Here is a 23,145-nt window from a genome sequence, read left to right as displayed (position 1 = left end):
TCCCCTCAACGTCCGCGCAGGAACCAGCGGTCGATCTCCGCCAGCGAAAAACGGGCCCAGGTCGGCCGGCCGTGGTTGCACTGGCCGGACCGTTCGGTGATTTCCATGTCGCGCAGCAGCGCGTTCATTTCCGGCACGGTCAGGCGCCGGTTCGCACGCACCGCGCCATGGCAGGCCATGGTCGACAGCAGCTCATCGCGCGCTGTGGCGATGCGACGGCTCTGGCCGTGCTCGCGCAGGTCGGTCAGCACATCGCGCAGCAGGCCTTCGGGCTCGGCATGGGCCAGCAGCGCCGGGATGCTGCGCACGTGCAGCGCGCCCGGTCCGGCACGGGTGATCTCGAACCCGAGCGCAGCCAGCGTATCGGCCTCCGCCTCGGCGGTATCGGCCTCGCGCTCGCCCACCGCCAGGGTGATCGGCACCAGCAGCGGCTGCGACTGCAGGCCGATGCCATCGTGCGCATTCTTCAATCGCTCGTAGCCGATGCGTTCGTGCGCCGCATGCATGTCCACCACGATCAGGCCTTCGGCGTTCTCGGCCAGGATGTAGATGCCATGCAGCTGGGCAACGGCGTAACCCAGCGGAGGTACGCCGGCGTCGGCACTGGTGACCGGCAATCCGTTCTCCATCGGCATCGGCGGCACTGCCGCACCGCGCTCGGCACCCGCTGGCGACGCATACAACGCAGCATAGGCGGCGGGTGCGTCGGCCACCTGCAGGCCCAGCGGCTGCTGCGGGCGCCAGCCAGAGAAGCCGCCACCGCCGCCGCCCTGCCCGGCACCGGGCGCCGGGCCGCGCACGTAGCCGAAGCTGGACGCCGTCGCGCCCGGCATCGCCGCCGCAGGGTCGCCTGCGGCCGGATGCGCCGCGCCGGCACCGATCTCCTGCGCGGTCATGCCGGCACGGGTGTCGGCCAGTGCATCCTTCAGGGTGCGGTAGACGAAGTCATGCACCAGCCGCGAATCGCGGAAGCGCACCTCATGCTTGGCCGGATGCACGTTCACATCAACGCGCGTCGGGTCCAGCTCCAGGAACAGCACATACGCTGGCTGGCGGCCGTGGTACAGCACGTCGCCGTAGGCCATCTTCACCGCGTGGGCGACGCTGCGGTCACGTACCGAACGGCCGTTGACGTACAGGTACTGCTGGTCGGTGCTGGCGCGCGAATAGTGCGGCTGCGCGATCCAGCCATGCAGGCGCAGGCCGGCACTGCTGTGGTCCACGCGCACGGCCTGGTTGGCGAAGTCCTCGCCCAGGGTCTCGGCCAGGCGCACGTCCGAATACAGGTCGCCCGGCTTGTAGCGACGCGAGGCCTTGCCGTTGTGCGAGACGCGCAGCTCGACATCGGGACGGGCCAGCGCCAACGAACGCAGCCACTCTTCGATATGCCCCAGTTCGGTGCGCTCGGCGCGCAGGAACTTGCGCCGCGCCGGCACGTTGTAGAACAGCTCGCGCACTTCCACCGTGGTGCCGGGCGCATGCGCGCGGGGGGTCACCTCGCCGATCTTGCCGCCTTCGATCTGCAGTGCCGAACCGTGCTCATCATGGGCACGCCGCGAGGCCAGGGTAAAACGACTGACCGAGGCGATCGACGGCAGCGCTTCGCCACGGAAACCCAGCGTGGCCACTGCTTCCAGCTCATCCAGGTTGGCGATCTTGCTGGTGGCGTGCCGCGAAACCGCCAGCGGCAACTGTTCTGCGGCAATGCCGCTGCCGTTGTCGCGGATGCGGATCAGGCGCACACCGCCTTCTTCCAGCTCGATATCGACGCGGCTGGCGCCGGCATCGATCGCATTCTCTACCAGTTCCTTGACCACCGATGCGGGTCGTTCGACCACTTCACCGGCGGCAATCTGGTTGATCAGGATTTCCGGCAGCGGCCGGATCGGACGCGGATCGGGCGCGTTCATGGGCAGGCAAGGCAGGCAGACGTCATGCCACGATGATAGCGGAGCGGCGCCAAGGAGAGTCGGGATCCACCGTACGCGGCGCCAGCCAGCCAGGCGTGGCCTGGCTCCAGCGGACGCGGGCGATCCAGCGGGTTACTTGCTGCCGCCCGCCACGGTGCTTGCAGCGTCGATTTCGGCCTGCGCGCGCGCGGCGTACAACGTGCCCGGCGGCGGTTGGCGGCTGAAGAAGGTGTGCACGCCATCCAGCACCGCACCGGCGACCTTGCGCTGGTACGCGGGGTCGATCAGGCGGCGCTCTTCGTCCGGGTTGGAGATGAACGCGGTTTCCACCAGCATCGCCGGCATGTCCGAGGTCCGCAGCACGGCGAAGTTGGCGCGCTCGATGTTGGGCTTGTGGTTGTTGCCGATACGCTTCAGTCCGCCCAGCACGTGCCCGGCTGCGTCCTCGGAGGATTTCATGTAGCCGCTCTGGGCCAGGTCCAACAGGACGTTGGCCAGCGTGCCTTCGGTCTGCTGCAGGCGTACGCCACCAACCAGATCGGCCGCGTTTTCCTTGTCCGCCAGCCAGCGTGCACGCTGCGAAGACGCGCCCTTGGTCGACAGCACATACACCGACGAACCGGTGGCCGAGCGGTTTTCGGCGGCGTCGGCATGGATCGAAATGAAGATGTCGGCCTTGTTCGCACGCGCCTTCTGCGCACGCATCGGCAGCGGGATGAACACATCGCTGTCGCGGGTGAGGAAGGCTTTCAGGCCAGGCGTGGCGTTGACCTGGCGAGCCAGTTCACGCGCCACCGCCAGGGTGACATCCTTCTCGCGCTTGCCGGTCGGGCCGATGGCGCCCGGATCCTGGCCGCCATGGCCCGGATCGATCGCCACCACCAGGTGACGCATGCCCGGCTGCATGCGGATGCGCGAGGCATCGCTGGGCATGGTCGGACGCGGCGACTCGGTCGGCGCAACAGGTGTCGGCACCGGCTTGGGCTGGGTGGCCACAACTGCAGTGGTGGCCTGACCAGCCAGGATGGCTGCCGGCGACGACGTCGGGGTGCTGCTGGCGGTGGTACCTGCTGCCGCCATCTGCACCGGGGTGGTGCTCGGCGCCGGCGTCGGCGCGGCGGGTGCCGCTGCGCTGGCACTGGCCTGCTGCTGGACCTGCGCGGTCAGCAGCGCAGTGGCTCGCGCGGCATCACCACGGGACTGCGCGGTTTGTGCAGGGGTCGGGACCGGGACCGCAGCCGGACTCACCGAAGATGCCGCTGGCGGCTGCGTCGGCGCAGGCGTCGGCGCGGGGCGACTGGCGGCCACGGCCGGGCCATCGCCCGGCCACTCGATCACCAGCTTGGATTCATTGCCTTCGCGCTGCATCTGCGGGCGGAAGGGGGCGACCGTCTCGGCCAGGTCGAATACGACACGGAAAGTGCCCGGCACCGGCTGCCCGGTACGCACCGCAGTCACCACACCCTGCGGCGACGGCATCTTCAGGTTACGCACCGCGCTGGAATCGGGGAAATCGACCACCAGCCGGTTCGGGCCGGCCAGCGACAGGGTCTTGTAGCCACCACTGCCGACCAGGGCGATTTCCGCGCGGGTTCCGGTCGCACCGGTATTGAGCAGCACCTGGCGGACCTCACCGGCCCACGCACTGACGCTCGCCAGACCAAGTCCGACGGCGGCACAGATGGCAATGAGTCGATTCCCCGGGCGCATGACTCAGGATTCAATCACCGCACTGAACGGAATGCAACACCTTTTTCCTTAATAATCCGTAACCTGCCGGTGTTTGTTCTCGTCAGCCGACAGAAAGGGCCTGCAAGTCGCCACCTTCGGGAAGCCGCTGCAGCCATTCACGTCCCGTGTCGCTGATGCCAGTGAGACGCACGCGACGCCCCTGACCTTCAATCTCCAGTGCGACCACCAGATCGGTTGGCGGCAGCGCACCGGCACCGCGCTCTGGCCATTCGACCAGCCACAGCACGGCACTGCCCTCGTCCAGCCCGAGGAAATCCAGCTCGCCGGCCTGGCCGATGCGATACAGGTCCATGTGCCAAGCCTCGCCGCCACTGGACAACGGATAGCGCTCGACCAGGGTATAGGTGGGGCTGCGGATCGCCCCCTGCACGCCCAGCGCCCGCAGCAGCGCGCGCGCCGTGGTCGATTTGCCGGCGCCAAGATCACCGCGCAGCTCTACCAGCGCTTGCGGCGGACGGGTGGCTGCCAGCCATTGCCCCAGCAGTTCGGTGGCGTTGCTGTCAGCAAGGAAGAATTCGGTCATCGGGAACGTTCCGGGTTGGCCAGCCGCCGCAGGGGCGCCAGCAGATCAGTGGGAAGCAGGCCGCGGGCACCGTCGGCAGCGGCGACATCGCCGGCCAGGGCATGCAGCAGCGCACCGCCTGCTGCCGCATCGAACGCAGGCAGGCATTGCGCGCGCAGGCTGGCGATGATGCCGGTCAACAGGTCGCCCATGCCACCCACCGCCATTCCCGGGTTGCCGGCCGCAATCAGTCGCGGTGCGTGGCCGTGCGCGGCGACGATGCTGCCCGCCCCCTTCAGCACCACCACTGCGTGATAGCGCTCGGCCAGCGCCTGCGCGCTGGCATAGCGATCGGCCTGGACTGCCGCCGTGGTGGTTTCCAGCAGGCGCGCGGCTTCGCCGGGGTGCGGGGTCAGGATCGCATCGGGCAGCGCATGCGCATCCTGCGCCAGCAGGTTCAGCGCATCGGCGTCGATCACCAGCGGCAGGCCCGACTGCAGCACACGCGCATACAGCGCGCGCGCCCATTCGTCCTGGCCCAGGCCCGGGCCGATCGCCACCACCCTGGCTTTTGCCAGCAACGCCGGCAGCGCTGAGCCATCTTCCAGCGCGTGCGTCATCGCTTCAGGCAACCTCGCCAGCAGCGGGCCGACATGATCGCGGCGGGTGCCGATGCTCAGCAGGCCCGCGCCAGCGCGCAGCGCAGCTTCGGCGGCCATCGCGATGGCACCGCCGCTGCCATGGTTGCCGCCCACGCACAGCACGTGGCCGGATTCACCCTTGTGGCTGTTGGCACGGCGCGGCGGCAGCAGATCCGGCAGGCGCGACTGCGTCCAGCACTCTGCAGCAGCGACGACACCCTGCCAGGCCGCATCGGCCAGCGCCAGTGGTGCCAGGTGCCTGCGCCCGGTGTATTCCAGTGCGTCGCCGGTGTACAGGCCGCGGTGGGCGACGATGAACTGCACTGTCAGGGCCGCGCGTACGGCTGCGCCCGGTACGCAGCCATGGTCGGCGTCGACACCGCTGGGTACGTCCAACGCCAACACCGGCGCCTGCTGCGCGTTCAGCGCCTCGATCAAGGCCAGCGCCGCGCCCTCTGGTGCCCGGGAGAAGCCAAGGCCGAACAGGGCATCGACCCATAGATCGGCCTGGGCCAGTTCGCCGTTGAAATCAGTGACGGTGCCGCCCGCGGACCTGAAATCGGCTGCGGCGCGCTGCGCCAACGCCGTGGAAGGTGGGCTGCCCGGCAGCGCGATCAGCTGCACCTGCCGCCCGGCCTGCAGCGCATGACAGGCCAGCACATAGCCATCGCCGCCATTGTTGCCGCTGCCAACCACCACGCCGATCCGCCGCGCCTGCGGCCAGTGCTGCAGCAGGCTCTGCCAGGCCGCCTGGCCCGCCTGGGCCATCAGGCCCCAGCCACCATCGCCCGCCAGCGCGGAGGCCTGGGCATCGAGTGTGCGTGCGGCACGGGAATCGAACAGATCGGCGAGGTTGGCCATGCGGGGATTTTATACTGGTGCACATGTCCCCCGTCCCTGCCCCCCTCGATCCGGCCCTGGCCGTACTGCGCATCCGCGATCTGGCGCGCGCGCATGGCTTCCAGCGCTGCGGCATCGCCGGCATCGAACTGGGCGAGGACGAGGCGCACCTGGCCGACTGGCTGGGCCAGGGCCTGTACGGCACGATGGACTGGATGGCACGCCACGGCACCCTGCGCGCGCGCCCGGCTGAGCTGCTGCCCGGCACCGTGCGGGTGATCTCGGTGGGCATGGACTACAGCCACAGGGACGACACCGAAGCGTGGGCGACCCTGGCCGATCCGGGGCGCGCCTACGTCGCCCGCTACGCGCTCGGCCGCGATTACCACAAGCTGATGCGCAACCGCCTGCAGAAGCTGGCCACGCAGATCAACGATGAAGTGGCGCCGCTGGGCTACCGCGTCTTCGTCGATTCGGCGCCAGTGCTGGAACGCGCGCTGGCACGCAACGCGGGGCTGGGCTGGATCGGCAAGCACACCTGCCTGATCGACCGCCACGGCGGCTCGTGGTTCTTTATCGGCGAGATCTACATCGACCTGCCGCTGCCGATCGACACGCCGGCCAGCGCGCACTGCGGCACCTGCACGCGCTGCATCGACGTCTGCCCGACCCAGGCCATCACCGCCCCGCAGCGGCTGGATGCGCGCCGCTGCATCTCCTACCTGACCATCGAGCATGACGGTGCGATTCCCGTGGAGATGCGACCGCTGATCGGCAACCGCATCTATGGCTGCGACGACTGCCAGCTGGTCTGCCCCTGGAACAAGTTCGCCAAGCGCACCGACGAAGCTGACTTCCGCGCCCGCAACAACCTGGACACCGCACGCCTGGACCAGTTGTTCGCCTGGGACGAAGCTGAATTCCTGCGCCGTACCGAAGGCAGCCCGATCCGCCGCAGTGGCCATGAGCGCTGGCTGCGCAACATCGCCGTGGCACTGGGCAATGCGCCAACCACGGCAGAGACGCTGTCTGCGCTGCAGACGCGCGCCGAGGCTGCTTCACCCGTAGTCCGCGAACACGTGCAATGGGCACTGGCCCAGCACGGCCAGCGCTGACGTGCGATCCTGAGCCCCCTGCTCCATCTGCCCCACGCCGTCACCATGCAGCCACGCAACAACGACGTCCTCACCCCCAGCCAGCTCAACACCCTGGCGCGCGACCTGCTGGAAGGCAGCTTCCCGGCAATCTGGGTGGAAGCCGAACTGGGCAGCGTGGCGCGGCCGGCGTCCGGCCATCTGTATTTCACCCTGAAGGACGCGCGTGCACAGTTGCGCGCTGCGATGTTCAGGATGAAGGCGCAGTACCTGAAGTTCGTACCGCGCGAGGGCATGCGCGTGCTGGTGCGCGGCAAGGTGACCCTGTACGACGCCCGTGGCGAGTACCAGATGGTGCTGGACCACATGGAGGAAGCCGGCGAAGGCGCGCTGCGTCGCGCGTTCGAGGAACTGAAGGCGCGGCTGGAAGCCGAGGGACTGTTCGACCCGACCCGCAAGCGGCAGATGCCGGCCCACGTGCAGCGCCTGGCGGTGATCACCTCGCCCACCGGTGCCGCCGTGCGCGATGTGCTGAGCGTGCTCGGCCGCCGCTTCCCGTTGCTGGAAGTGGATCTGCTGCCGACCCTGGTGCAGGGCGCAACCGCTGCCGCGCAGATCACCCGCCTGCTGCAGGCCGCCGATGCCAGCGGCCGCTACGACGTGATCCTGCTGACCCGTGGTGGTGGCTCGCTGGAAGACCTGTGGGCCTTCAACGATGAAGCGCTGGCCCGCGCAATCGCCGCCAGCGGCACGCCGGTGGTCTCGGCGGTGGGTCACGAAACCGACTTCAGTCTCAGCGATTTCGCTGCTGACCTGCGCGCGCCTACGCCATCGGTGGCCGCGGAACTGCTGGTACCCGATCAGCGCGACCTGGCCCTGCGCCTGCGCCGCAACGCGGCTCGCATGGTGCAGCTGCAACGCCACGCCATGCAGCAGGCGATGCAGCGCGCTGATCGCGCCCTGCTGCGCTTGAACGCACAGAGTCCGCAGGCACGACTGGATCTGCTGCGCCGTCGTCAGCTGGACCTCGGACGTCGCCTGCATGCAGCGCACAACCAGCAGCAGGAGCGTCGCGCAGCCCGCCTGCGCCACGCTGCCGCAGTGTTGCGGGGCCATCATCCGCAGCGGCAGATGGAGGCGCTGCGACGTCGCCTTGCCGCGTTGGGCGGGCGCCCACAAGCGGCGCTGCAGCGCCTGATGCAGCGTGATGCGCTGCGCCTGCGTGGCCTTGCACGTTCGCTGGAAGCGGTCAGTCCGCTGGCGACCGTCGCGCGTGGCTACAGCATCGTGACCCGTGCAGAGGATGGCGCGCTGGTGCGCCGGATCGACCAGGTGCAACCAGGTGACGCACTGCAGGCCCGCGTCGGCGACGGCGTGATCGACGTACAAGTGACTGCGGTCAAGTAAGGGGTGTTCGGCAGGGCTGCGCCCTGCACCCGCCGAATCAAATGCAACAGCCGAAGCAACTGCGAGAGCGGCATTCCGTGGGATGGCGGGGCGATGTCGGAGTGCGGGGACGCCGTAAACCCGTCCGTGGGGGCTTGGCCGCGGCATCCATGCCGCGGACACCCCGCAATCCGACACCGCCCCACCTTCGACAGTTTCCCGGCGGCGGTTGGCACATCCATGCCATGCGTGGATGAATCTCCATCGGGATCGAATATTTCGACAATTGATCGAAATTCATCCACGCATGGCGTGAATCTACCGTGTCGACCAAGGTCGACACCCACAAAAGGCAGGCCATGCCGTTCCGACAGATCGCGAAAATCTGTCGAAGGCGGGGTGGGTCCGGTGGCGGAGGCGTGAGCGCCATGGATGGCGCGACCGAGCTTACAGGGACGTACTTGCAGCGTCCCCCGCAACCGGACCCACCCCGCCTCCCCACAGGAAGCCAGCTTCTGCCGTTGCCATTGCTTCTGCGGGTGCAGGGCGCAGCCCTGCCGAACCCCCCTTTACCTGGCCTGCTCGCAGAACTTCTGCCGATACTCCAGTGCCTTCGGCATCAACGCCTGCAGGTTCTGGATACGGGTACCCGGATTGGGGTGGGTCGAGGCGAACTCCGGCGGCGACTGGCCACCACCGGCCTGGCCCATGCGCTGCCACAGCGGCACCGCCTCGCGCGGGTCGAAACACGCCGCGGCCGCCAGCATCAGGCCCACTTCATCAGCCTGCGTCTCGTGGCTGCGCGCGTACGGCAACAGGTACCCGTAGCCCATCGCCGACATCATCATCTGCTGCTGCTGCGCATCCATGCCGCTGGCGGCGCCGGCCACCTGACCGATCTGGGTCAGCTTCTGCTGGGCCATGCGTTGTGCACCATGGCGCAGCAATGCGTGGGCGATCTCATGGCCCATCACCACCGCCATCGCATCGCGGGTGCGCGCAACCGGTATCAGCCCGGTGTAGACGGCCATCTTGCCACCGGGCAGGCAGAAGGCATTGGCCTGCTCGGACGGAATCACGTTCACTTCCCACTCGAAGTCGCGAGCGAAGTGTGCCGGCTGCAACCCGTGTTCCTGCGCCAACGCGGTCTCGACAACATCCACTTTGGCGATCAGTCGCTCGGCAATCGCCCGGACGTCGCGCGAGACCTGTTCATTCGGCCCCAAAGGGCGTTCCTGCGACAGGATCTGCTGGTAGGCCTGCAGGCCCAGCGCCTTCTCCTGGCTGGCGTCCAGGCTGCTGTCGATCAGCACCTTCTCGCCGGTATAAGGATCGACCGCGCGGTTGGAGAACCAGTAGAACGCCGCGTAGCCGGCGGCCAGCAGCAGCACCCACCAGCGGATGTTGCCAAACAGGCCACGCCGCTGCTGCGGCGAGCGGGAAAAAGGATCGTTGCGCATCGGCAGGTCTTCCGGCTGACCCCGCCGGCCGGCGGGTACGGCGCAATCTTAGTGCGGCGCCGCCTGCGGCGGGTGAAACCGGCACCGATCCATGCGCGCCGTCAGATCCCTCGCACCAGTCGGAAGCCGATGCGCGCGTTGGTGGTATCCGAATCCTGCGATTGCCGCCACGCCGCCCGGGTCTGCTCCGGCGCATTGGCCCAGTTGCCACCCCGGATCACCCGTGAACGGCAGCCCGGGTTGAACCACGCCACACCATCAGCCGGCGCGCGCCGATAGCTGGCATGCCAGCAGTCGGCCACCCACTCGCTCAGATTGCCGCCCATGTCGTGCAGCCCGAAGGCGTTGACCTGGAAGCTGGCGACCGGAGCTGGCCCCCACCAACCGTCGCCATAGCCGACGAAGGCGTTGTGCCAATGCCTGCCGGAAGGAGAGACATCCTTGCTGCCGGTGTAATTGCCGCTGCCTTCCGGTGGCAACCCGGCATCGCCCCACGGGTAGCGGCCACTGCTGCCGGCACGCATCGCATACTCGAACTCGGCCTCGCTGGGCAGGCGGTAGCTGCGGCCGGTCTGTTCGGACAACCAGGTCGCGTAATTTTCTGCGTCGCGCACGCTCACGTGCATCACCGGCGAATTGCCCAGTGCCCGCCCGCCGTCATAGTCGGACCGCCAGTCCACGCCGCTGCGACGTATGAAATTGCCGCTGCGCTCGTCATAGACCACCGAATGTCCACGCCGGGTCGCACGTGGGCGGGCATTGGTCGCCTTCACGTAGCGCTCGAAATCACTCACGGTGATCTCGGTGATCGCCATCGCGAAACCGCGCTCGAAGCGTACATAGTGCGACGGCCGCTCTGCATCGGTCGCGCCTGGTTCGCTGTCGCTGGCGCCCATCTGGAATCCGCCATGGGGCACCACGATCATCTGTGGCCCACGACCACCATCACGCAGTGCGTCGCTGAACACCTGTCCCGGCCGGAAGCTGCCGTAATGGGTGGCCAGTTCGATGCGCTCGCGCAGCTGTGCCACCACCGCGTCGCCCGGCAAGGCAATGCGCAGCGCTTCGGCCAACTTCTCGCGCGCGGGCTTCAGCCCCTGCGGGGTGGTCAGATCCTGCAGGCCGCCATCACGCAGCTGGACCAGTGCCGCTGCACGGATCTGCTCGATGCGCTCGAACGCATCGGCGATCGTCGGTGACGAGTCCCTCACCTTGCTCGCCTCTGCCAACCACGCGCCGGCACTGGCGAAATCGCGGATGCGCGCGGCATCCTCGGCACGCCGGATCAGCCCACTTTCCGCAGCAGCCAGTCCCTGCCGCGCGCGACGGTTTGCCGGGTCCAGCGCAAGTGCCTCACGGAAGTTGCCAATCGCACCATCACCGGCTTCCCCTATCCGGTCGGCACGCAGATCGTCTTCGCCCGCGCGGTTGTAGGCGACCACGCGCTGCGCGGTCTCGACCCGCCCCTGCAGCGCGCGGACCTTCTCGTCCTTCGGCGCCAGGGTCAGCAGCACCAGCGCCTGGCGCCCGGCTTCGGCCAGCGCCTCACGCTGCTGCAATGGCTGCTGCAACAAGGCATCGGCCTGCTGCAGCAGGCGCTGCTTGGCACGTTGCAGGCCCAGGCGCGCCTGGCGGTCGTCCGCATCTTCTTCCTGCACCGCCAGCCACAAGGGCACCGCCGCGTCGCCATCTTCGTACAGATGCCCCTGGGCGAACGCCTGCTCGGCAGCCCGGCGCAGCTGTGCCAGCGTACGCCCCTGGCGATCGACCCGCGGCGGCGTCCACTGCTGGACGTCCTCGGCCGCATCGTCGCCGGCAATGGTCACCGTACCCTGCCCGGTACCAGGCGCCGGCCCGGCCTGCGGTGCAGGGTCGGCCGGGGGGGCTGCGGGGCCACCGGCGGTCTGCGCAGGGGGCGACGGCGTGCAACCGGCCAGGCTCACGGCCAAGGCGGTAAACAGCGCGGGCGACAGCAGAAAACGCAAGCAGGGCCTCCTTCGGCACGGATGCGGACCGACGTTAGGCTATTCTCCCCTGCCTGAGCAAACCCGAGTAGTAGGCCCTGACACGTGGCAACCTGGATCACCACCCCCGCCGAGCTGGACACATACCGCCAGCAGCGGCCGACCCGCATCGGCCTGGATACCGAATTCATCCGTGAACGCACCTTCTGGCCACAACTGGCGCTGGTGCAGATGGCCGTCGGCGAGGACATCCTGCTGATCGACCCGTTGATTCCCGGCATGCCAGAGGCCTTGGCGCCGTGGCTGGCCGATGAATCCATCACCAAGGTGATGCACAGCGCAAGCGAAGACCTGGTGGCGTTCAAGTGGACCTGTGGCGTGCTGCCGCGTCCGTTGTTCGACACCCAGATCGGCGCCGCGCTGGCCGGCATCGGTGCTGGCATGGGCTACCAGAAGCTGGTGCAGGAGATCACCGGCGTGGCCTTGGAAAAGGGCGAAACCCGCTCTGACTGGATGCGCAGGCCGTTGTCGGACTCCCAGCTGAAGTACGCCGCCGACGACGTCGAGCATCTGTTCGCGATGCACGACGCCATCTCCGCCAAGCTGGAAACGCTGGGGCGCCAGCAGTGGCTGCACGACGATGGCGAGCGCCTGCTGGCCAGCGTGGCAAATGACGAAGACCGCTGGCCCCACCTGGGCATGCGCTCGGCGCAGTTCCTGGACGCGTCCGCGCAGCGCCGCCTGCTGCGCCTGCTGCGTTGGCGCGACGTGCAGGCGCGCGCCAGCGACCGTCCGCGCAGCTGGATCCTGGACAACGAACTGGCCGCCACCCTGGCACGCACCCCGCCAGCCGACGCGGCTGCAGTGAGCAAGCTGTTCGAACAGTTCCCGAAGGCGCCGCGCAAGCTGGCCGCTGCGGTATGGCAGGCGCTGGACACGCCGCTGGCCGACGAAACCGATGCGCCGTTGGCGATGCAGGCCAGCGATGCCAGCAAGCAGCTGCTGAAGAAGCTGCAGGATGCGGTGGCCGAACGCAGCCGCGAGCTCGGCCTGGCAGACGGCGTGCTGGCCTCACGCAAGCATCTGGAAAGCTATCTGGAGCATCGGCAGTGGCCTGCCGCGCTGGCCGGTTGGCGCCAGCAGGAACTGGAGCCGCGGTTGCAGGCGTTGCTGCCGGCAGTCTGAGGAACCGGGCGGATAACGAAAAACGGCGCTCGATGAGCGCCGTTTTCGATACTCCAACCGGTAGTGCTTACCAGTTCATGTTCAGCGAAACACCCACGGTGCGCGGTTCGTTGTAGACCGCGGCCATGTAGTTCTCGATCACGCCCTTGAGGTTCTTCTCGTTGGTGATGTTGCGCGCGAACAGCGCCACTTCGTAGGCACCGTAGTTGCCCGAGTAGCCGATCTTCAGGCCACCCTCGAAATCACCCTTGGAGTTGAACTCCTTGCTGTCGTACAGCACGAAGCTGGTGTAGCCCTGCTTGTTCCAGTCGGTGGACACGAACATCGTGGCCGCGTCGCTGACCGGGAAGTCGTAACGCGCTGCCAGGTTGATGTTGTACTTCGGTGCGTTCGGCAGCGGATTGCCGTCGATCTGCGCGAAGGTGTTGGCGCCGACCTTGATGGTCGGATCGTTCACCGTGCACACCACCTGGCCGTTCAGGCCGCAGACCTGCGCGTAGACGCGCTTGTCCTTGATCTCGCTGTGCAGCAGGCTCAGGCCGGCGCTCAGGGTCAGGTTCTGGATCGGGCGCAGTTCCATGTCCGCTTCGAAGCCGTAGGCCTTGGCCTTGTCGGCGTTGAACAGCACGCCGTTGCCGTCCGAATCGTTGCCGTTGAGCTGGATGTCGTTGACGGTGTAGGTGAACGCGGTGGCGTTCAGGCGCAGGCGGTTGTCCCACAGGCTGCTCTTCACGCCCGCTTCCCAGGACAGGATCGTCTCCGAATCGGCGGTGGTGAAGTCGGCATTGAACACCGCCGAACGGCCCTGGATGGTCGGGCCACGGAAGCCGCGGGCGACCTTCGCATAGACGCTCACGTCCGGGGTGATCTGATACATCGCGCTCAGATCCCAGCTCGGGGTGGTGTCGGTCATCTTGACGTCGGTGCGGCCCTTGTAGGTGACCAGGCCGGCAGCGGTATCGGCCGTCTTCAGCAGGCGGGTGTGCTTCTCATCGCGGGTCTGGCGCAGGCCGGCGGTGACGGTGAACTTGTCGGTGAAGGCGTAGCTCAGCTGGCCGAAACCGGCCCAGGAGGTGTTCTTGTTGCGCAGGCGCACCCAGTTGTTCGGGTTGCGCGCAGCGCCCTTCAGGAACCAGCCGCGCTGGTAGAAGTCGGTGGTGTCGCCGCCGTTGAAGTAGAACGCACCGGCCTGCCACTGCAGGGCGCTGTCGTCATGGCTGGCCAGGCGGAACTCCTGGGTCCACTGGTCCAGGTCACGGATCTGGCCCATCGACTGGCCGTAGCCGTTCGGCACGCCATTGACCGGGAAGTTGACCGCAGCGCCGCCGTCGGTGTCACCGCGGCTGTAGCCGGAAGTGGTCTCGTAAGCGGTGATCGAGGTGAAGTCGATCGCGCCGAAGTCATAACGCGCCTTCACCGAACCGCCGTAGGTCTTGTACGCCTGCGGGTTGTTGTCGGCCTCGTCGTAGGCGACCTGGTCACGCGGCACGTCGGTCTTGTTCGAGCCCTTGGTCAGTGCGTTGCGCAGGAACAGGGTCGAGGTGCCTTCGTAGTCGCGGGCGTGGGCCGAAGCAAGGATCGAGAACTGGTCGCTCGGGGTCAGCAGCAGCTGCGCGCGCACGTTGCGGTCGTCGAAGCCGCCCATGGCGTTCTTCTTCGGGCTGACCGTGCCGTCGGCGCTGGGGCCGGTGTAGGTGTTGTCGACGTAGTCGTCGCGGTGCTGGTACAGCGCCGACACGCGGAACGATGCGATGTCGTTGATCGGGCCGCCGAAGCCACCGTCGATCGACACGCTGTTGTAGGAGGCATAGCTGGCGCTGACGCGGCCGCTGTAGTCCTGGGTCGGCTTGAGGGTGTCGAACTTGACGATGCCGGCGGTGGTGTTGCGGCCGAACAGCGAGCCCTGCGGACCGCGCAGCACTTCCACCTGGTCCACGTCATAGACCGGGTTGGACTTCAGCACCACGTGCTCCAGCACGACGTCGTCCTGGATGATCGACACCGGCTGCGAGGCACCGAGGTAGAAATCGATGTTGCCCAGGCCGCGGATGTAGAAGCGCGGGAAGATGCGGCCGGTGGTGGTTTCCGCATACAGGCTCGGCACGCGGCCGGACAGCGCCAGCAGGGTGTCGTCGCCGCCGGCGGTGAAGTCGCGCATGCGCTCGCCCTGTACCACGCCGACCGACACCGGCACTTCCTGCAGGTTCTGCTCGCGGTGCTCGGCGGTCACGGTGATGGTGTCCAGCCCGGTCGGGGTCGGCGCACTGTCCTGCGCAGCAGCACCGAAGCTGGCAGCCAGCGCCAGGCCCGCACAGGCCAGGGCCAGCGGATGGCGACGGAAGGAAACGAAGGAGGACGACATGCCCGACGAACGGCGGGAATCGGAATGGGAAGGCATCGAAAGCTCTGAGGAGGCGTCCGTGCGGCCTGCGCTGGCCGGGCGGCAAATAGGAGGAAAACTGCGCAAGCGGCCATTATCCTCCAAATTGTTACAATTTCGTTGCGTCGTCAGGCAGCAGGGGGATCAGGCCGCTTTCGGCACAGTCCCCGCCTCAGCCGTGCTGCGGTAACGGCGCCAGCGCAACCTCGACCATCGCCAGCAGGCGTTCGCGGCTGATGCCGTCTCGCGCCTGCACCGAGATGCCATGCAGCACCGTGGCGAAGTGATCACCCAGCGCCTGCACCGCCGCGTCGTCGGCCAACTCACCCTCGGCCTGCGCCTGCTGCAGCCGCGCGATGATCGCCGCCGTGCGCTGGCGGCGGTGGCTGGCCAGCCAGTCGCGCACGCCCTCGCCATCCGGTGACACGCTGCTGGCCGAGGACACCACCAGGCAGCCATGCGGACGACCGCGACGGGTGTAGGTCAACACGGCATCCCGCAGCATGCTGCCGATCGCATCGCGCAGTGACGCCTGCTCCAGCGCGCGCGGCGCGAAGCCGCCCTCGCCTTCCTCGTACAGCGCCACCGCTTCGCGGAACAGTTGCTCCTTGCTACCGAACGCGGCGTAGATGCGCGCCGAGGCAATGCCAAGCGCCTCGACCAGGGCCGACATCGAGGTGCCCTCATAGCCGTGCTGCCAGAACAGCAGCATCGCCTTGCGCAATGCCTGGTCCCTGTCGAATTCGCGCGGTCGCCCTGCCATCTGCCTGCCTGCCGTTCTGAGGCGCGCAGTGTAACGCGGGTGTTGACCATCCCGATGCACGCGCCTATTCTTTGTCGACCGACAAACAATTGGAGCAGCACATGCAAACCCTCAAAGGCCCCAGCCTGCATCTGGCGCAGTTCGCTGGCGACCAGGCACCGTTCGACAGCCTGTCCGGCATCGCCGCCTGGGCGGCCGGTCATGGTTTCAAGGCCCTGCAGATTCCGGCATGGGACGCGCGCCTGTTCGACCTGGCCACCGCTGCCGACAGCCAGGACTACTGCGATGACCTGCGTGGCACCCTGGCCGAGCACGGCCTGCAGGTCAGCGAGCTGACCACCCACATCCTGGGCCAGCTGGTGGCGGTGCATCCGGCCTACGATGAACTGTGCGATGGCTTCGCACCGGAAGCGCTGCGCGGCAATCCGCAGGCACGCAGCGAATGGGCACAGCAGCAGCTGCATCTTGCCGCCCGCGCCTCGCGCCGGCTCGGCCTGCAGGACATGGGCACCTTCTCCGGCTCGTTCGCCTGGCCCTACCTGTTCCCCTTCCCGCAGCGTCCGCCGGGCCTGATCGATGCCGCATTCGATGAGCTGGCGCGCCGCTGGCGGCCGATCCTCGATACCTGCGAGGACAACGGCATCAACCTCTGCTACGAAATCCATCCCAGCGAAGACCTGCACGATGGCACCAGCTTCGAACGCTTCTTCGAGCGTGTGGGCCAGCACGAGCGCTGCCGCATCCTGTTCGATCCCAGCCACTTCGTGCTGCAGCAGCTGGATTACCTGCAGTTCCTGGACATCTACCATCCGCTGATCCGCATGTTCCACGTCAAGGATGCGGAGTTCCGTCCCAATGGTCGCCAGGGCATCTACGGTGGCTACGCCGACTGGACCGAACGCGCGGGCCGCTTCCGCTCGCTGGGCGATGGCCAGGTCGATTTCAAGTCGATCTTCTCCAAGTTGGCACAGTACGACTACGCCGGCTGGGCAACGCTGGAATGGGAGTGCTGCCTGAAGGACCAGGAAGCCGGCGCGCGCGAAGGTGCCGCCTTCATCCGCGACCACATCATCCCGGTCACCGACAAGATCTTCGACGACTTCGCCGGCGCGCCGATCAGCAGCGCCCAGATGCAGCACATGCTCGGCATCGCCTGAGCCCCCACAGGAACATCCCCATGACGAATTTTTCCACCGCTGGTACCCCCGGCGACGACACCCTGCGCCACCACTACCTGCGCATCGACGGCCAGCGCGTGCATTGCGTCTCCGCCGGCAGCGGTCAACCGGTGCTGTTGATTCCCGGCTGGCCGCAGACCTGGTACGCCTGGCGCCACGTGCTGCATGCCCTGGCCGAGGCCGGCTTCGAAGCGATCGCGGTCGACCCGCCCGGCATCGGCGAATCCGATCGCCCTGCGCACGGCTACGACACCGGCAGCGCCGCCGCAGTACTGCACCAGACCATGCAGGCGCTGGGCCACGAGCGCTATCAGGTAGTCGGCCATGACATCGGCATGTGGATCGCCTATGCACTGGCCAGCGACCAGCCGCAGGCGGTGCAGCGCCTGGCCGTGACCGAAGCGGTGATTCCCGGGCTGGCGCCTGAGCCGGGCATCTTCGCCGCGCCGGCCGACAACATCTTCCTGTGGCACTTCATGTTCAACCAGGTGGCCGATCTGCCCGAGGCCCTCATCACCGGTCGCGAACGTCCCTACCTGGACTTCATGTTCGACCGCTGGTCGTACCGGCGCGACGCGGTGGCCAGCGAAACCTACATCGCCGCCTACAGCCGCCCCGGCGCGTTGCGTGCAGGGTTTGCCTGGTACCGCGCGATTCCGGAAACCATCCGCCAGAACCAGCTCCGCGCACAACGCCGGTTGAGGATGCCGGTGCTGGCCATCGGCGCCGAGCACGCCACCGGCAATGCCCCGATGCTGACCCTGCAGCCGCACGCCGATGACCTGCGCGGCAGCGTCGTGCCGGGCTGTGGCCACTTCATCATGGAAGAAGCACCGGACGCCTTCCTCGCCCAGCTGCTGCCGTTCCTGCAGGAGGCTGACCATGCCGCTTGAACCTGCGTTGCAGTCTTTCGTCGATGCGGTGGCGGCGCAACCGCTGCCAGACGATCTGCTCGAACTGCGCGCACTGAGCGAGCAGGCGCTGCCCACGCTGCAGGGCGCCACCGAGGCGGTATCGCATGTCGTGGAGCACGTCATCAGCGCGCGCGACGGTTATGCGCTGGTCGTGCGCCTGTATACGCCCGCAGTCAACGGCTCCGAGCTGCGCCCTGCCCTGTTGTTCGCCCACGGCGGTGGTTGGTTCCAGTGCTCGCTGGCGGTCTATGACGGGCCCTGCCGGGCCCTGGCCAATGCCAGCGGCCATGTCGTCGCTGCCGTCGGCTATCGTCTGGCGCCGGAGCATCCGTTCCCGACGCCGCTGCACGACGTCGCCGACGCCTGGCTGTGGCTGCAGGCCAATGCCGCCGCACTGGGTCTTGATCCGGCACGGCTGGTCATCGGCGGCGACAGCGCCGGCGGCAACCTCGCCGCCGCGTGCTGCCTGCTGCTGCGCGATCAGGGACTGCCGTTGCCATCGCATCAACTGCTGCTGTACCCGGCACTGGATGCCACCATGGCCGGCGGCTCCTACCGCGAGTTCGCCGACGGCTACTACCTCAGCGCCGGACTGATGCAGCGCTGCTGGCAGGCCTACCTGGGCGACGGTGACCGTCGACAGGCGCTGGCTTCGCCCCTGCACGCCCATGATCTGCGCGGGCTGCCGGCGGCCACGGTGCTGAGCTGTGAGTTCGATCCGCTACGCGATGAAGCTGAACAGTACGCCGTCAACCTGCGGGAAGCCGGTGTGGACTGCACGCTGGAGCGCCTGCCGGGGATGATCCACGCCTGCATCCACCTGCATGGTGTGTCGGCGGCGACCGACATCGCGATCCAGCGCGCGGCGGCCCTGCTGTCCTGAAACGACGGGCCGCAGTGGCACGCAGCGGCGACGCCGCTGCGTGTCTGCGGCCCCCTTGGCAGCCGCCACGTGACGGCGCTATGCTAGGGCCGTCACGTGGCGCCAGCTCCGCTGCCCACGGGATGCAACACCCCCATGGGGCCATAGCTCAGCTGGGAGAGCGCGTCGTTCGCAATGACGAGGTCAGGAGTTCGATCCTCCTTGGCTCCACCATATGAAAAACAGAAAGCCCCGGCACTGCCGGGGCTTTCTGTTCTGGCCAGACGCTCAGGCCGGGTCCTGCCCGCCGTCCTTGCGCGCCGGTGCACGTGAATGTGCGTCGCGCACCTTCTGGTCCTGCTGGCCGGGACGCTGCTTGGCCACTTCATCCTGCTGCTTGTCCTGCCGGCTTTCCTGCACGCCCTGCTTGGGGTCAGCCTGGTCCTTGTCGCGCTCGCTCATCGAAAGCTCCGTCATCGGCGGGGGACCGATGCTCCCGGCAACGCTAGTGCGTGGGGCGTGAGCCGCAGGTCAGTCCGGCGCCAACACCGCGTGCAGCCTCGGCCTTGCGACCGCAATCGGCTCACACCCAGAATCAGAAAGCATCGTGTTTATCGGAATATGCCATGCCCTCTCGTGCGCAGTCCGCTTCGCCAGCAGCGCCAATGACCATCGACGCCGCCGATGGACGCATCCAGATCGGCAACCTGCCGATCTGCATCGGCCCCGCGCTGTCACTGGACCAGGCGCGCATCGCGTTTGCCGCGTGGATCCAAGGCGAACGCGACGTCGGCACAGGCTATCTGTGGCTGAGCCTGCAGGGGCTGAGCCTGGGCGGCGCCCGCGCAGGCATCAGCCTGTGCTTCCGCGGTCAGCAACTGGACATGGTGACGATGGGCGTCGAACTGCCTGGTGCAGAGCTGCAGGAGGGCTGGCCGACCCAGGCGGCCATCGACGCCGAGGTCGCCTTCATGAAGCGCACGCTCGGCGCGGCACTAGGGCGGACGCTGGCAGGTGGGCACGCCCGCTTCGACTGGGGCGAGGCCTGGGCCGGTTTCGATCCGAAGGGGTTCATGGCCAGCAGCGGCATCCGCTACCGGCCACGCCGGTGAGCATGCTCAGGTGCGGGTAATCGATACTCCTCCCTCGACACGCATCGCGCTGCCGGTGACGAAACTGCTTTCATCGCTGGCCAGGAACAACGCCGCGTTGGCGATCTCCTCCGGCTCAGCCATGCGCTTGAGGGCGTGCAGCGAGCGGACGAAATCACGCGCATCGCCCGTGGGCGCGGCCTGCCGGCCCATTTCGGTATCGGTGCCACCAGGCAGCAGCACGTTGCTGCGTACGCCGCGCGCACCGTACTCGGCGGCGATGACCTGGCTCAGGCCGATCAGCCCGGCCTTGCTCGCTGCATAGGCCGCCATGCCCGGGAATCCCACGGTGTGGCCGACGAACGTGCCGACGAACACCAGCGAGCCACCGCCGCGTGCCAGCAATGCCGGCAACTGCGCGCGCGCCGCATGGAAAGCGGCATCCAGGTTGGTGGCCATCACCTCGCGCCAGGCATCGGCAGGTAGCTCTGCGGTGGGCAGGCTGGGGCCCAGCATGCCGGCGTTGTTGATGGCGGCGTCCAATCCGCCAAATGACTCCTGGGCCAGATCGACCAGCACCTGCGCGGTGGCAGGATCGGCCACGTCACCCGCATGCACGGCCACTTCGCCGCCGCCTGCGCGGATCTGTGCAGCCAGTTCATGAAGCGGCTGTGGGCGCCGCGCATTGAGGACCAGTCGCGCGCCCTCAGCAGCGCAACGCAGCGCGCTGGCGCGGCCAATGCCGGCGCTGGCGCCGGTGATGAGGATGATCTTGTCGTGCAGCCGCATGGATGTGCTCCGGGTTGGGATGTGCCCGCTACTCTGCGTTCATGCAGCGCTGCCGACACTCCGTTTCCGGACTCGGCAGCGGGTGCAGGAAACGGAGTTTCCACTGCCCTGGTGCATGCCAGAATCGCACCATGGACAGCACCGCCGATATCGCTCTGGATGCCCGTATCGAACGGGTCTGCCGTCATCTGCAGGCCAGCGTCGACGAACCATCGCTGCAGGAACTGGCCGACATCGCCGGCTGCAGCCCGACCCGCCTGCACCGCCTGTTCAAGCAGGCCACTGGCGTGACGCCGAAGCAGTACGCCACTGCCCTGCGCGCCGACCGCCTGCGCGAAGGCCTGCAGCACCAGGACCGGATCACCGATGCCTTCCACGAGGCGGGATTCGGTTCCAGCGGGCGCTTCTACGAAAATGTGCCACGCCTGTTGGGGATGACACCCAAGCGCTGGCGCGCGGGTGGCAGCGGCGAGGTCATCCGGTTCGCGATTGCACAGAGCACGCTGGGCAGCGTACTGGTGGCAAGCAGCAGCACCGGCGTGGTCGCGATCCTGCTGGGCGATGATCCAGAAGCGTTGCTGCACTCCCTGCAACAGCGCTTTCGCCAGGCTGAACTGGTGGGTGCCGATCGGGGTTACGAGCATCTCATCGCTCAGGTCATCGGCCTGGTCGAAGAGCCCACGCGCGGCACCACGCTGCCGCTGGATATCCGTGGCACTGCCTTCCAGCAGCGGGTATGGCAGGCACTGCAGCGCATTCCGCACGGGCAGACCGCGTCCTACGCCGACATCGCAGCGCGCATCGGCGCGCCGCGTGCCAGTCGCGCGGTAGCCCGCGCCTGTGCCAGCAATCCTCTCGCAGTGGCGGTGCCCTGCCACCGCGTGGTGCGGCGCGACGGAGATCTGTCCGGCTATGCCTGGGGCGTGGAACGCAAGCGCGAACTGCTGCGGCGGGAAAAGATCACCCGTCGCTGACACGATCGCTCAATCCAGCTTCACCACCAGCTTGCCGAAGTTGCGCCCCTGCAGCAGGCCGAAGAAGGCCTCGGGTGCATTTTCCAGGCCCTGCACGACGTCCTCGCGATACTGGATGCGTCCATCGCGCAGCCACTGCGGCATGTCGCGCTCGAAATCCGGCCACAGATGCTTGAAGTCATGCACGATGAAGCCACGCACGGTCAGGCGCTGGCGCAGGATCTGGCTGAACAGCGCCGGCAGCCGATCCGGCCCGGACTGCGCGACGCCGCGGGCGTTGTAGGTGGCGATGGTGCCGCACACCGGAATGCGCGCGAAATCGTTGAGCAGCGGCAGCACGGCATCGAGCACATGCCCACCCACGTTCTCGAAGTACACGTCGATGCCATCCGGCACGGCAGCGCGCAGCTGTTCGGCAAAACCAGAGGCGCGATGGTCCAGCGCCACGTCCACGCCCAGTGTTTCCAGATACGCACGCTTGGCCTCACCGCCGGCGATGGCAACCACCCGCGCGCCCTGCAGCTTGGCCAACTGGGCCACGGTGGCGCCGACCGGTCCACTGGCAGCGGCCACCACCAGGGTCTCGCAGGGTTGCAGCTTGCCGATTTCGATCAGGCTGGAGTACGCGGTGAACCCCGGCATGCCGTACACGCCCAACGCTGTGCTCAGCGGCAACCCGGCCGGATCCAGGTGCCGGCTGATCGCATCACCCGCCACCACGGCATGCGTCTGCCAGCCGCCGGGGGCCAGCACCAGCTCGCCCACCGCCAGGCCAGGCGCCTGCGACTGCAGCACCTCGGCCACGGTCTGGCCCTCCATCACCGCATCCACTGCCACCGGCGGTGCGTACGACGGGCCATCGTCCATGCGTCCGCGCATGTACGGATCCAGCGACAGGTAGCGGTTGCGCAGCAGCACCTGGCCCGGGGCCAATGCCGGCAGCGGCACCTGTTCGAGGCGGAAATTGGCGGCGACCGGCGCACCTTGCGGGCGCGAGGCAAGCACGATGCGGGTGGTTGAATCGGACATGTCCAATGGCTCTGCTGCGGGCAGCGTCGGGAGGGAACCGCGACAGTACGCCGCGCCCTGCCCTCGTGAGTGCCATGAAAACAGCGTTCCATCGGTGCCTTCCCCGCTCCGCCGCTGCATCGCTTGCCCCGTCATCTTTGGCGCCAGCGACGGGCCGCTGTTTTCCGCGTCCGGCATTGCCGGTCAGGCCGGCTCAACGCAGGATCAATCACTTGCAGGGCCTTCCGCTGGCCACAGACACCAATGTGAAGGTTTTTTTCCAAAACGCTTGCCGAACCTGTCCTACGTCCGTAATATGCGCGTCCTCGGCAGCGACATCGCTGCAACGAAACAAGTGGCCGAGTAGCTCAGTTGGTAGAGCAGGGGATTGAAAATCCCCGTGTCGGCGGTTCGATTCCGTCCTCGGCCACCACTTTCGAAGACCTGCAGAA

General features: G+C 67.6%; 19 protein-coding genes and 2 tRNA genes. 10 read left to right on the top strand and 11 right to left on the bottom strand.

All coding sequences use genetic code 11. From position 1 onward, the window contains the following. Positions 1 to 5: 5 nt before the first annotated feature. The 4 genes from mutL to K5K93_RS19120 form a co-directional block, all read right to left on the bottom strand. Entirely contained in the window at positions 6 to 1,910 is a 1,905-nt protein-coding gene (gene mutL, locus K5K93_RS19135) for a DNA mismatch repair endonuclease MutL (RefSeq protein ID WP_093820517.1), read from the bottom strand. A 132-nt stretch (positions 1,911 to 2,042) separates the two neighbouring features. Then, on the bottom strand, positions 2,043 to 3,620 hold the full coding sequence (locus K5K93_RS19130) for an N-acetylmuramoyl-L-alanine amidase (RefSeq protein ID WP_222388715.1): 1,578 nt from the start codon (positions 3,618 to 3,620) through the stop codon (positions 2,043 to 2,045). Positions 3,621 to 3,702: 82 nt separating this feature from the next. Continuing rightward, positions 3,703 to 4,185 (bottom strand): tRNA (adenosine(37)-N6)-threonylcarbamoyltransferase complex ATPase subunit type 1 TsaE, encoded by a 483-nt coding sequence (gene tsaE / locus K5K93_RS19125; RefSeq protein WP_025876369.1) that lies wholly within the window; start codon positions 4,183 to 4,185, stop codon positions 3,703 to 3,705. Further along, positions 4,182 to 5,666 (bottom strand): NAD(P)H-hydrate dehydratase, encoded by a 1,485-nt coding sequence (locus K5K93_RS19120; protein WP_222388713.1) that lies wholly within the window; start codon positions 5,664 to 5,666, stop codon positions 4,182 to 4,184. The genes tsaE and K5K93_RS19120 overlap by 4 nt, the downstream gene beginning before the upstream one ends. Before the next feature lie 23 nt (positions 5,667 to 5,689). Here K5K93_RS19120 and queG point away from each other — a divergent pair, with 23 nt between their 5' ends. After that, on the top strand, positions 5,690 to 6,760 hold the full coding sequence (queG, locus tag K5K93_RS19115) for a tRNA epoxyqueuosine(34) reductase QueG (protein WP_222388711.1): 1,071 nt from the start codon (positions 5,690 to 5,692) through the stop codon (positions 6,758 to 6,760). 45 nt (positions 6,761 to 6,805) lie between these two features. Continuing rightward, positions 6,806 to 8,146 carry an exodeoxyribonuclease VII large subunit gene (gene xseA / locus K5K93_RS19110; protein ID WP_222388709.1) on the top strand — a complete coding sequence of 447 codons (1,341 nt, stop codon included), beginning with the start codon at positions 6,806 to 6,808 and terminating at the stop codon, positions 8,144 to 8,146. Positions 8,147 to 8,694: 548 nt separating this feature from the next. On the opposite strand, the gene K5K93_RS19105 is transcribed toward xseA, so the two are convergent. Next, entirely contained in the window at positions 8,695 to 9,585 is an 891-nt protein-coding gene (locus K5K93_RS19105) for a M48 family metallopeptidase (protein ID WP_025876363.1), read from the bottom strand. A 101-nt stretch (positions 9,586 to 9,686) separates the two neighbouring features. Continuing rightward, positions 9,687 to 11,570, bottom strand: a complete 1,884-nt coding sequence (locus K5K93_RS19100) for a formylglycine-generating enzyme family protein (protein WP_222388707.1) — start codon at positions 11,568 to 11,570, stop codon at positions 9,687 to 9,689. An 84-nt stretch (positions 11,571 to 11,654) separates the two neighbouring features. Between K5K93_RS19100 and rnd the strand changes: the two genes are divergently transcribed. Further along, on the top strand, positions 11,655 to 12,734 hold the full coding sequence (gene rnd, locus K5K93_RS19095; protein ID WP_093820528.1) for a ribonuclease D: 1,080 nt from the start codon (positions 11,655 to 11,657) through the stop codon (positions 12,732 to 12,734). Positions 12,735 to 12,801: 67 nt separating this feature from the next. On the opposite strand, the gene K5K93_RS19090 is transcribed toward rnd, so the two are convergent. Together K5K93_RS19090 and K5K93_RS19085 are read right to left on the bottom strand one after the other, a co-directional pair. Next, entirely contained in the window at positions 12,802 to 15,132 is a 2,331-nt protein-coding gene (locus K5K93_RS19090) for a TonB-dependent receptor (RefSeq protein ID WP_222388705.1), read from the bottom strand. A gap of 154 nt (positions 15,133 to 15,286) precedes the next feature. Continuing rightward, on the bottom strand, positions 15,287 to 15,877 hold the full coding sequence (locus tag K5K93_RS19085) for a TetR/AcrR family transcriptional regulator (protein ID WP_093820531.1): 591 nt from the start codon (positions 15,875 to 15,877) through the stop codon (positions 15,287 to 15,289). Between the two features lie 101 nt (positions 15,878 to 15,978). Between K5K93_RS19085 and K5K93_RS19080 the strand changes: the two genes are divergently transcribed. The 4 genes from K5K93_RS19080 to K5K93_RS19065 all read left to right on the top strand — a co-directional run bounded on the left by K5K93_RS19080 (position 15,979) and on the right by K5K93_RS19065 (position 19,065). After that, entirely contained in the window at positions 15,979 to 17,034 is a 1,056-nt protein-coding gene (locus K5K93_RS19080; protein WP_059064684.1) for a sugar phosphate isomerase/epimerase family protein, read from the top strand. A 20-nt stretch (positions 17,035 to 17,054) separates the two neighbouring features. Further along, positions 17,055 to 17,948 (top strand): alpha/beta hydrolase, encoded by an 894-nt coding sequence (locus K5K93_RS19075; RefSeq protein WP_222388704.1) that lies wholly within the window; start codon positions 17,055 to 17,057, stop codon positions 17,946 to 17,948. After that, complete coding sequence (locus K5K93_RS19070; RefSeq protein WP_222388703.1) at positions 17,938 to 18,852, top strand: alpha/beta hydrolase; 915 nt, start codon at positions 17,938 to 17,940, stop codon at positions 18,850 to 18,852. Before K5K93_RS19075 ends, K5K93_RS19070 begins: the two co-directional genes overlap by 11 nt. A gap of 137 nt (positions 18,853 to 18,989) precedes the next feature. Continuing rightward, positions 18,990 to 19,065, top strand: a tRNA-Ala gene (locus tag K5K93_RS19065). 54 nt (positions 19,066 to 19,119) lie between these two features. Here the strand turns inward: K5K93_RS19065 and K5K93_RS19060 are convergent. Next, a complete protein-coding gene (locus K5K93_RS19060) occupies positions 19,120 to 19,293 on the bottom strand; it encodes a hypothetical protein (RefSeq protein WP_162887676.1) in 174 nt (57 codons plus the stop codon). 164 nt (positions 19,294 to 19,457) lie between these two features. Between K5K93_RS19060 and K5K93_RS19055 the strand changes: the two genes are divergently transcribed. Continuing rightward, positions 19,458 to 19,943 (top strand): hypothetical protein, encoded by a 486-nt coding sequence (locus K5K93_RS19055; protein WP_093820539.1) that lies wholly within the window; start codon positions 19,458 to 19,460, stop codon positions 19,941 to 19,943. Positions 19,944 to 19,949: 6 nt separating this feature from the next. Here K5K93_RS19055 and K5K93_RS19050 read toward each other — a convergent pair whose 3' ends face one another. After that, entirely contained in the window at positions 19,950 to 20,711 is a 762-nt protein-coding gene (locus K5K93_RS19050) for an SDR family oxidoreductase (protein ID WP_222388701.1), read from the bottom strand. Positions 20,712 to 20,842: 131 nt separating this feature from the next. On the opposite strand from K5K93_RS19050, the gene K5K93_RS19045 reads away from it, so the two are divergent. Further along, complete coding sequence (locus K5K93_RS19045; RefSeq protein WP_093820543.1) at positions 20,843 to 21,685, top strand: methylated-DNA--[protein]-cysteine S-methyltransferase; 843 nt, start codon at positions 20,843 to 20,845, stop codon at positions 21,683 to 21,685. 9 nt (positions 21,686 to 21,694) lie between these two features. On the opposite strand, the gene K5K93_RS19040 is transcribed toward K5K93_RS19045, so the two are convergent. Continuing rightward, positions 21,695 to 22,714, bottom strand: coding sequence for an NADP-dependent oxidoreductase (locus K5K93_RS19040; RefSeq protein WP_222388699.1), 1,020 nt, complete (start codon positions 22,712 to 22,714; stop codon positions 21,695 to 21,697). 336 nt (positions 22,715 to 23,050) lie between these two features. Between K5K93_RS19040 and K5K93_RS19035 the strand changes: the two genes are divergently transcribed. Continuing rightward, positions 23,051 to 23,126, top strand: a tRNA-Phe gene (locus tag K5K93_RS19035). Positions 23,127 to 23,145 lie beyond the last annotated feature (19 nt).

The organism is Stenotrophomonas sp. DR822 (genome assembly GCF_019793815.1).
Classification (GTDB): Bacteria; Pseudomonadota; Gammaproteobacteria; order Xanthomonadales; family Xanthomonadaceae; genus Stenotrophomonas; species Stenotrophomonas indicatrix.
Note: the sequence above shows the minus strand (reverse complement) of the source record. Positions and strands in the feature narration are given on the sequence as shown.

Bases quoted from the DNA above. Each gene is read 5' to 3' on its own strand.
- K5K93_RS19040 (WP_222388699.1), bottom strand. From the start codon at position 22,714: ATGTCCGATTCAACCACCCGCATCGTGCTTGCCTCGCGCCCGCAAGGT.
- K5K93_RS19085 (WP_093820531.1), bottom strand. From the start codon at position 15,877: ATGGCAGGGCGACCGCGCGAATTCGACAGGGACCAGGCATTGCGCAAG.
- K5K93_RS19090 (WP_222388705.1), bottom strand. From the start codon at position 15,132: ATGCCTTCCCATTCCGATTCCCGCCGTTCGTCGGGCATGTCGTCCTCC.
- mutL (WP_093820517.1), bottom strand. From the start codon at position 1,910: ATGAACGCGCCCGATCCGCGTCCGATCCGGCCGCTGCCGGAAATCCTG.
- tsaE (WP_025876369.1), bottom strand. From the start codon at position 4,185: ATGACCGAATTCTTCCTTGCTGACAGCAACGCCACCGAACTGCTGGGG.
- queG (WP_222388711.1), top strand. From the start codon at position 5,690: ATGTCCCCCGTCCCTGCCCCCCTCGATCCGGCCCTGGCCGTACTGCGC.
- K5K93_RS19120 (WP_222388713.1), bottom strand. From the start codon at position 5,666: ATGGCCAACCTCGCCGATCTGTTCGATTCCCGTGCCGCACGCACACTC.
- K5K93_RS19055 (WP_093820539.1), top strand. From the start codon at position 19,458: ATGCCCTCTCGTGCGCAGTCCGCTTCGCCAGCAGCGCCAATGACCATC.
- K5K93_RS19060 (WP_162887676.1), bottom strand. From the start codon at position 19,293: ATGAGCGAGCGCGACAAGGACCAGGCTGACCCCAAGCAGGGCGTGCAG.
- K5K93_RS19105 (WP_025876363.1), bottom strand. From the start codon at position 9,585: ATGCGCAACGATCCTTTTTCCCGCTCGCCGCAGCAGCGGCGTGGCCTG.
- xseA (WP_222388709.1), top strand. From the start codon at position 6,806: ATGCAGCCACGCAACAACGACGTCCTCACCCCCAGCCAGCTCAACACC.
- K5K93_RS19050 (WP_222388701.1), bottom strand. From the start codon at position 20,711: ATGCGGCTGCACGACAAGATCATCCTCATCACCGGCGCCAGCGCCGGC.
- K5K93_RS19045 (WP_093820543.1), top strand. From the start codon at position 20,843: ATGGACAGCACCGCCGATATCGCTCTGGATGCCCGTATCGAACGGGTC.
- K5K93_RS19130 (WP_222388715.1), bottom strand. From the start codon at position 3,620: ATGCGCCCGGGGAATCGACTCATTGCCATCTGTGCCGCCGTCGGACTT.
- K5K93_RS19070 (WP_222388703.1), top strand. From the start codon at position 17,938: ATGCCGCTTGAACCTGCGTTGCAGTCTTTCGTCGATGCGGTGGCGGCG.
- K5K93_RS19080 (WP_059064684.1), top strand. From the start codon at position 15,979: ATGCAAACCCTCAAAGGCCCCAGCCTGCATCTGGCGCAGTTCGCTGGC.
- K5K93_RS19075 (WP_222388704.1), top strand. From the start codon at position 17,055: ATGACGAATTTTTCCACCGCTGGTACCCCCGGCGACGACACCCTGCGC.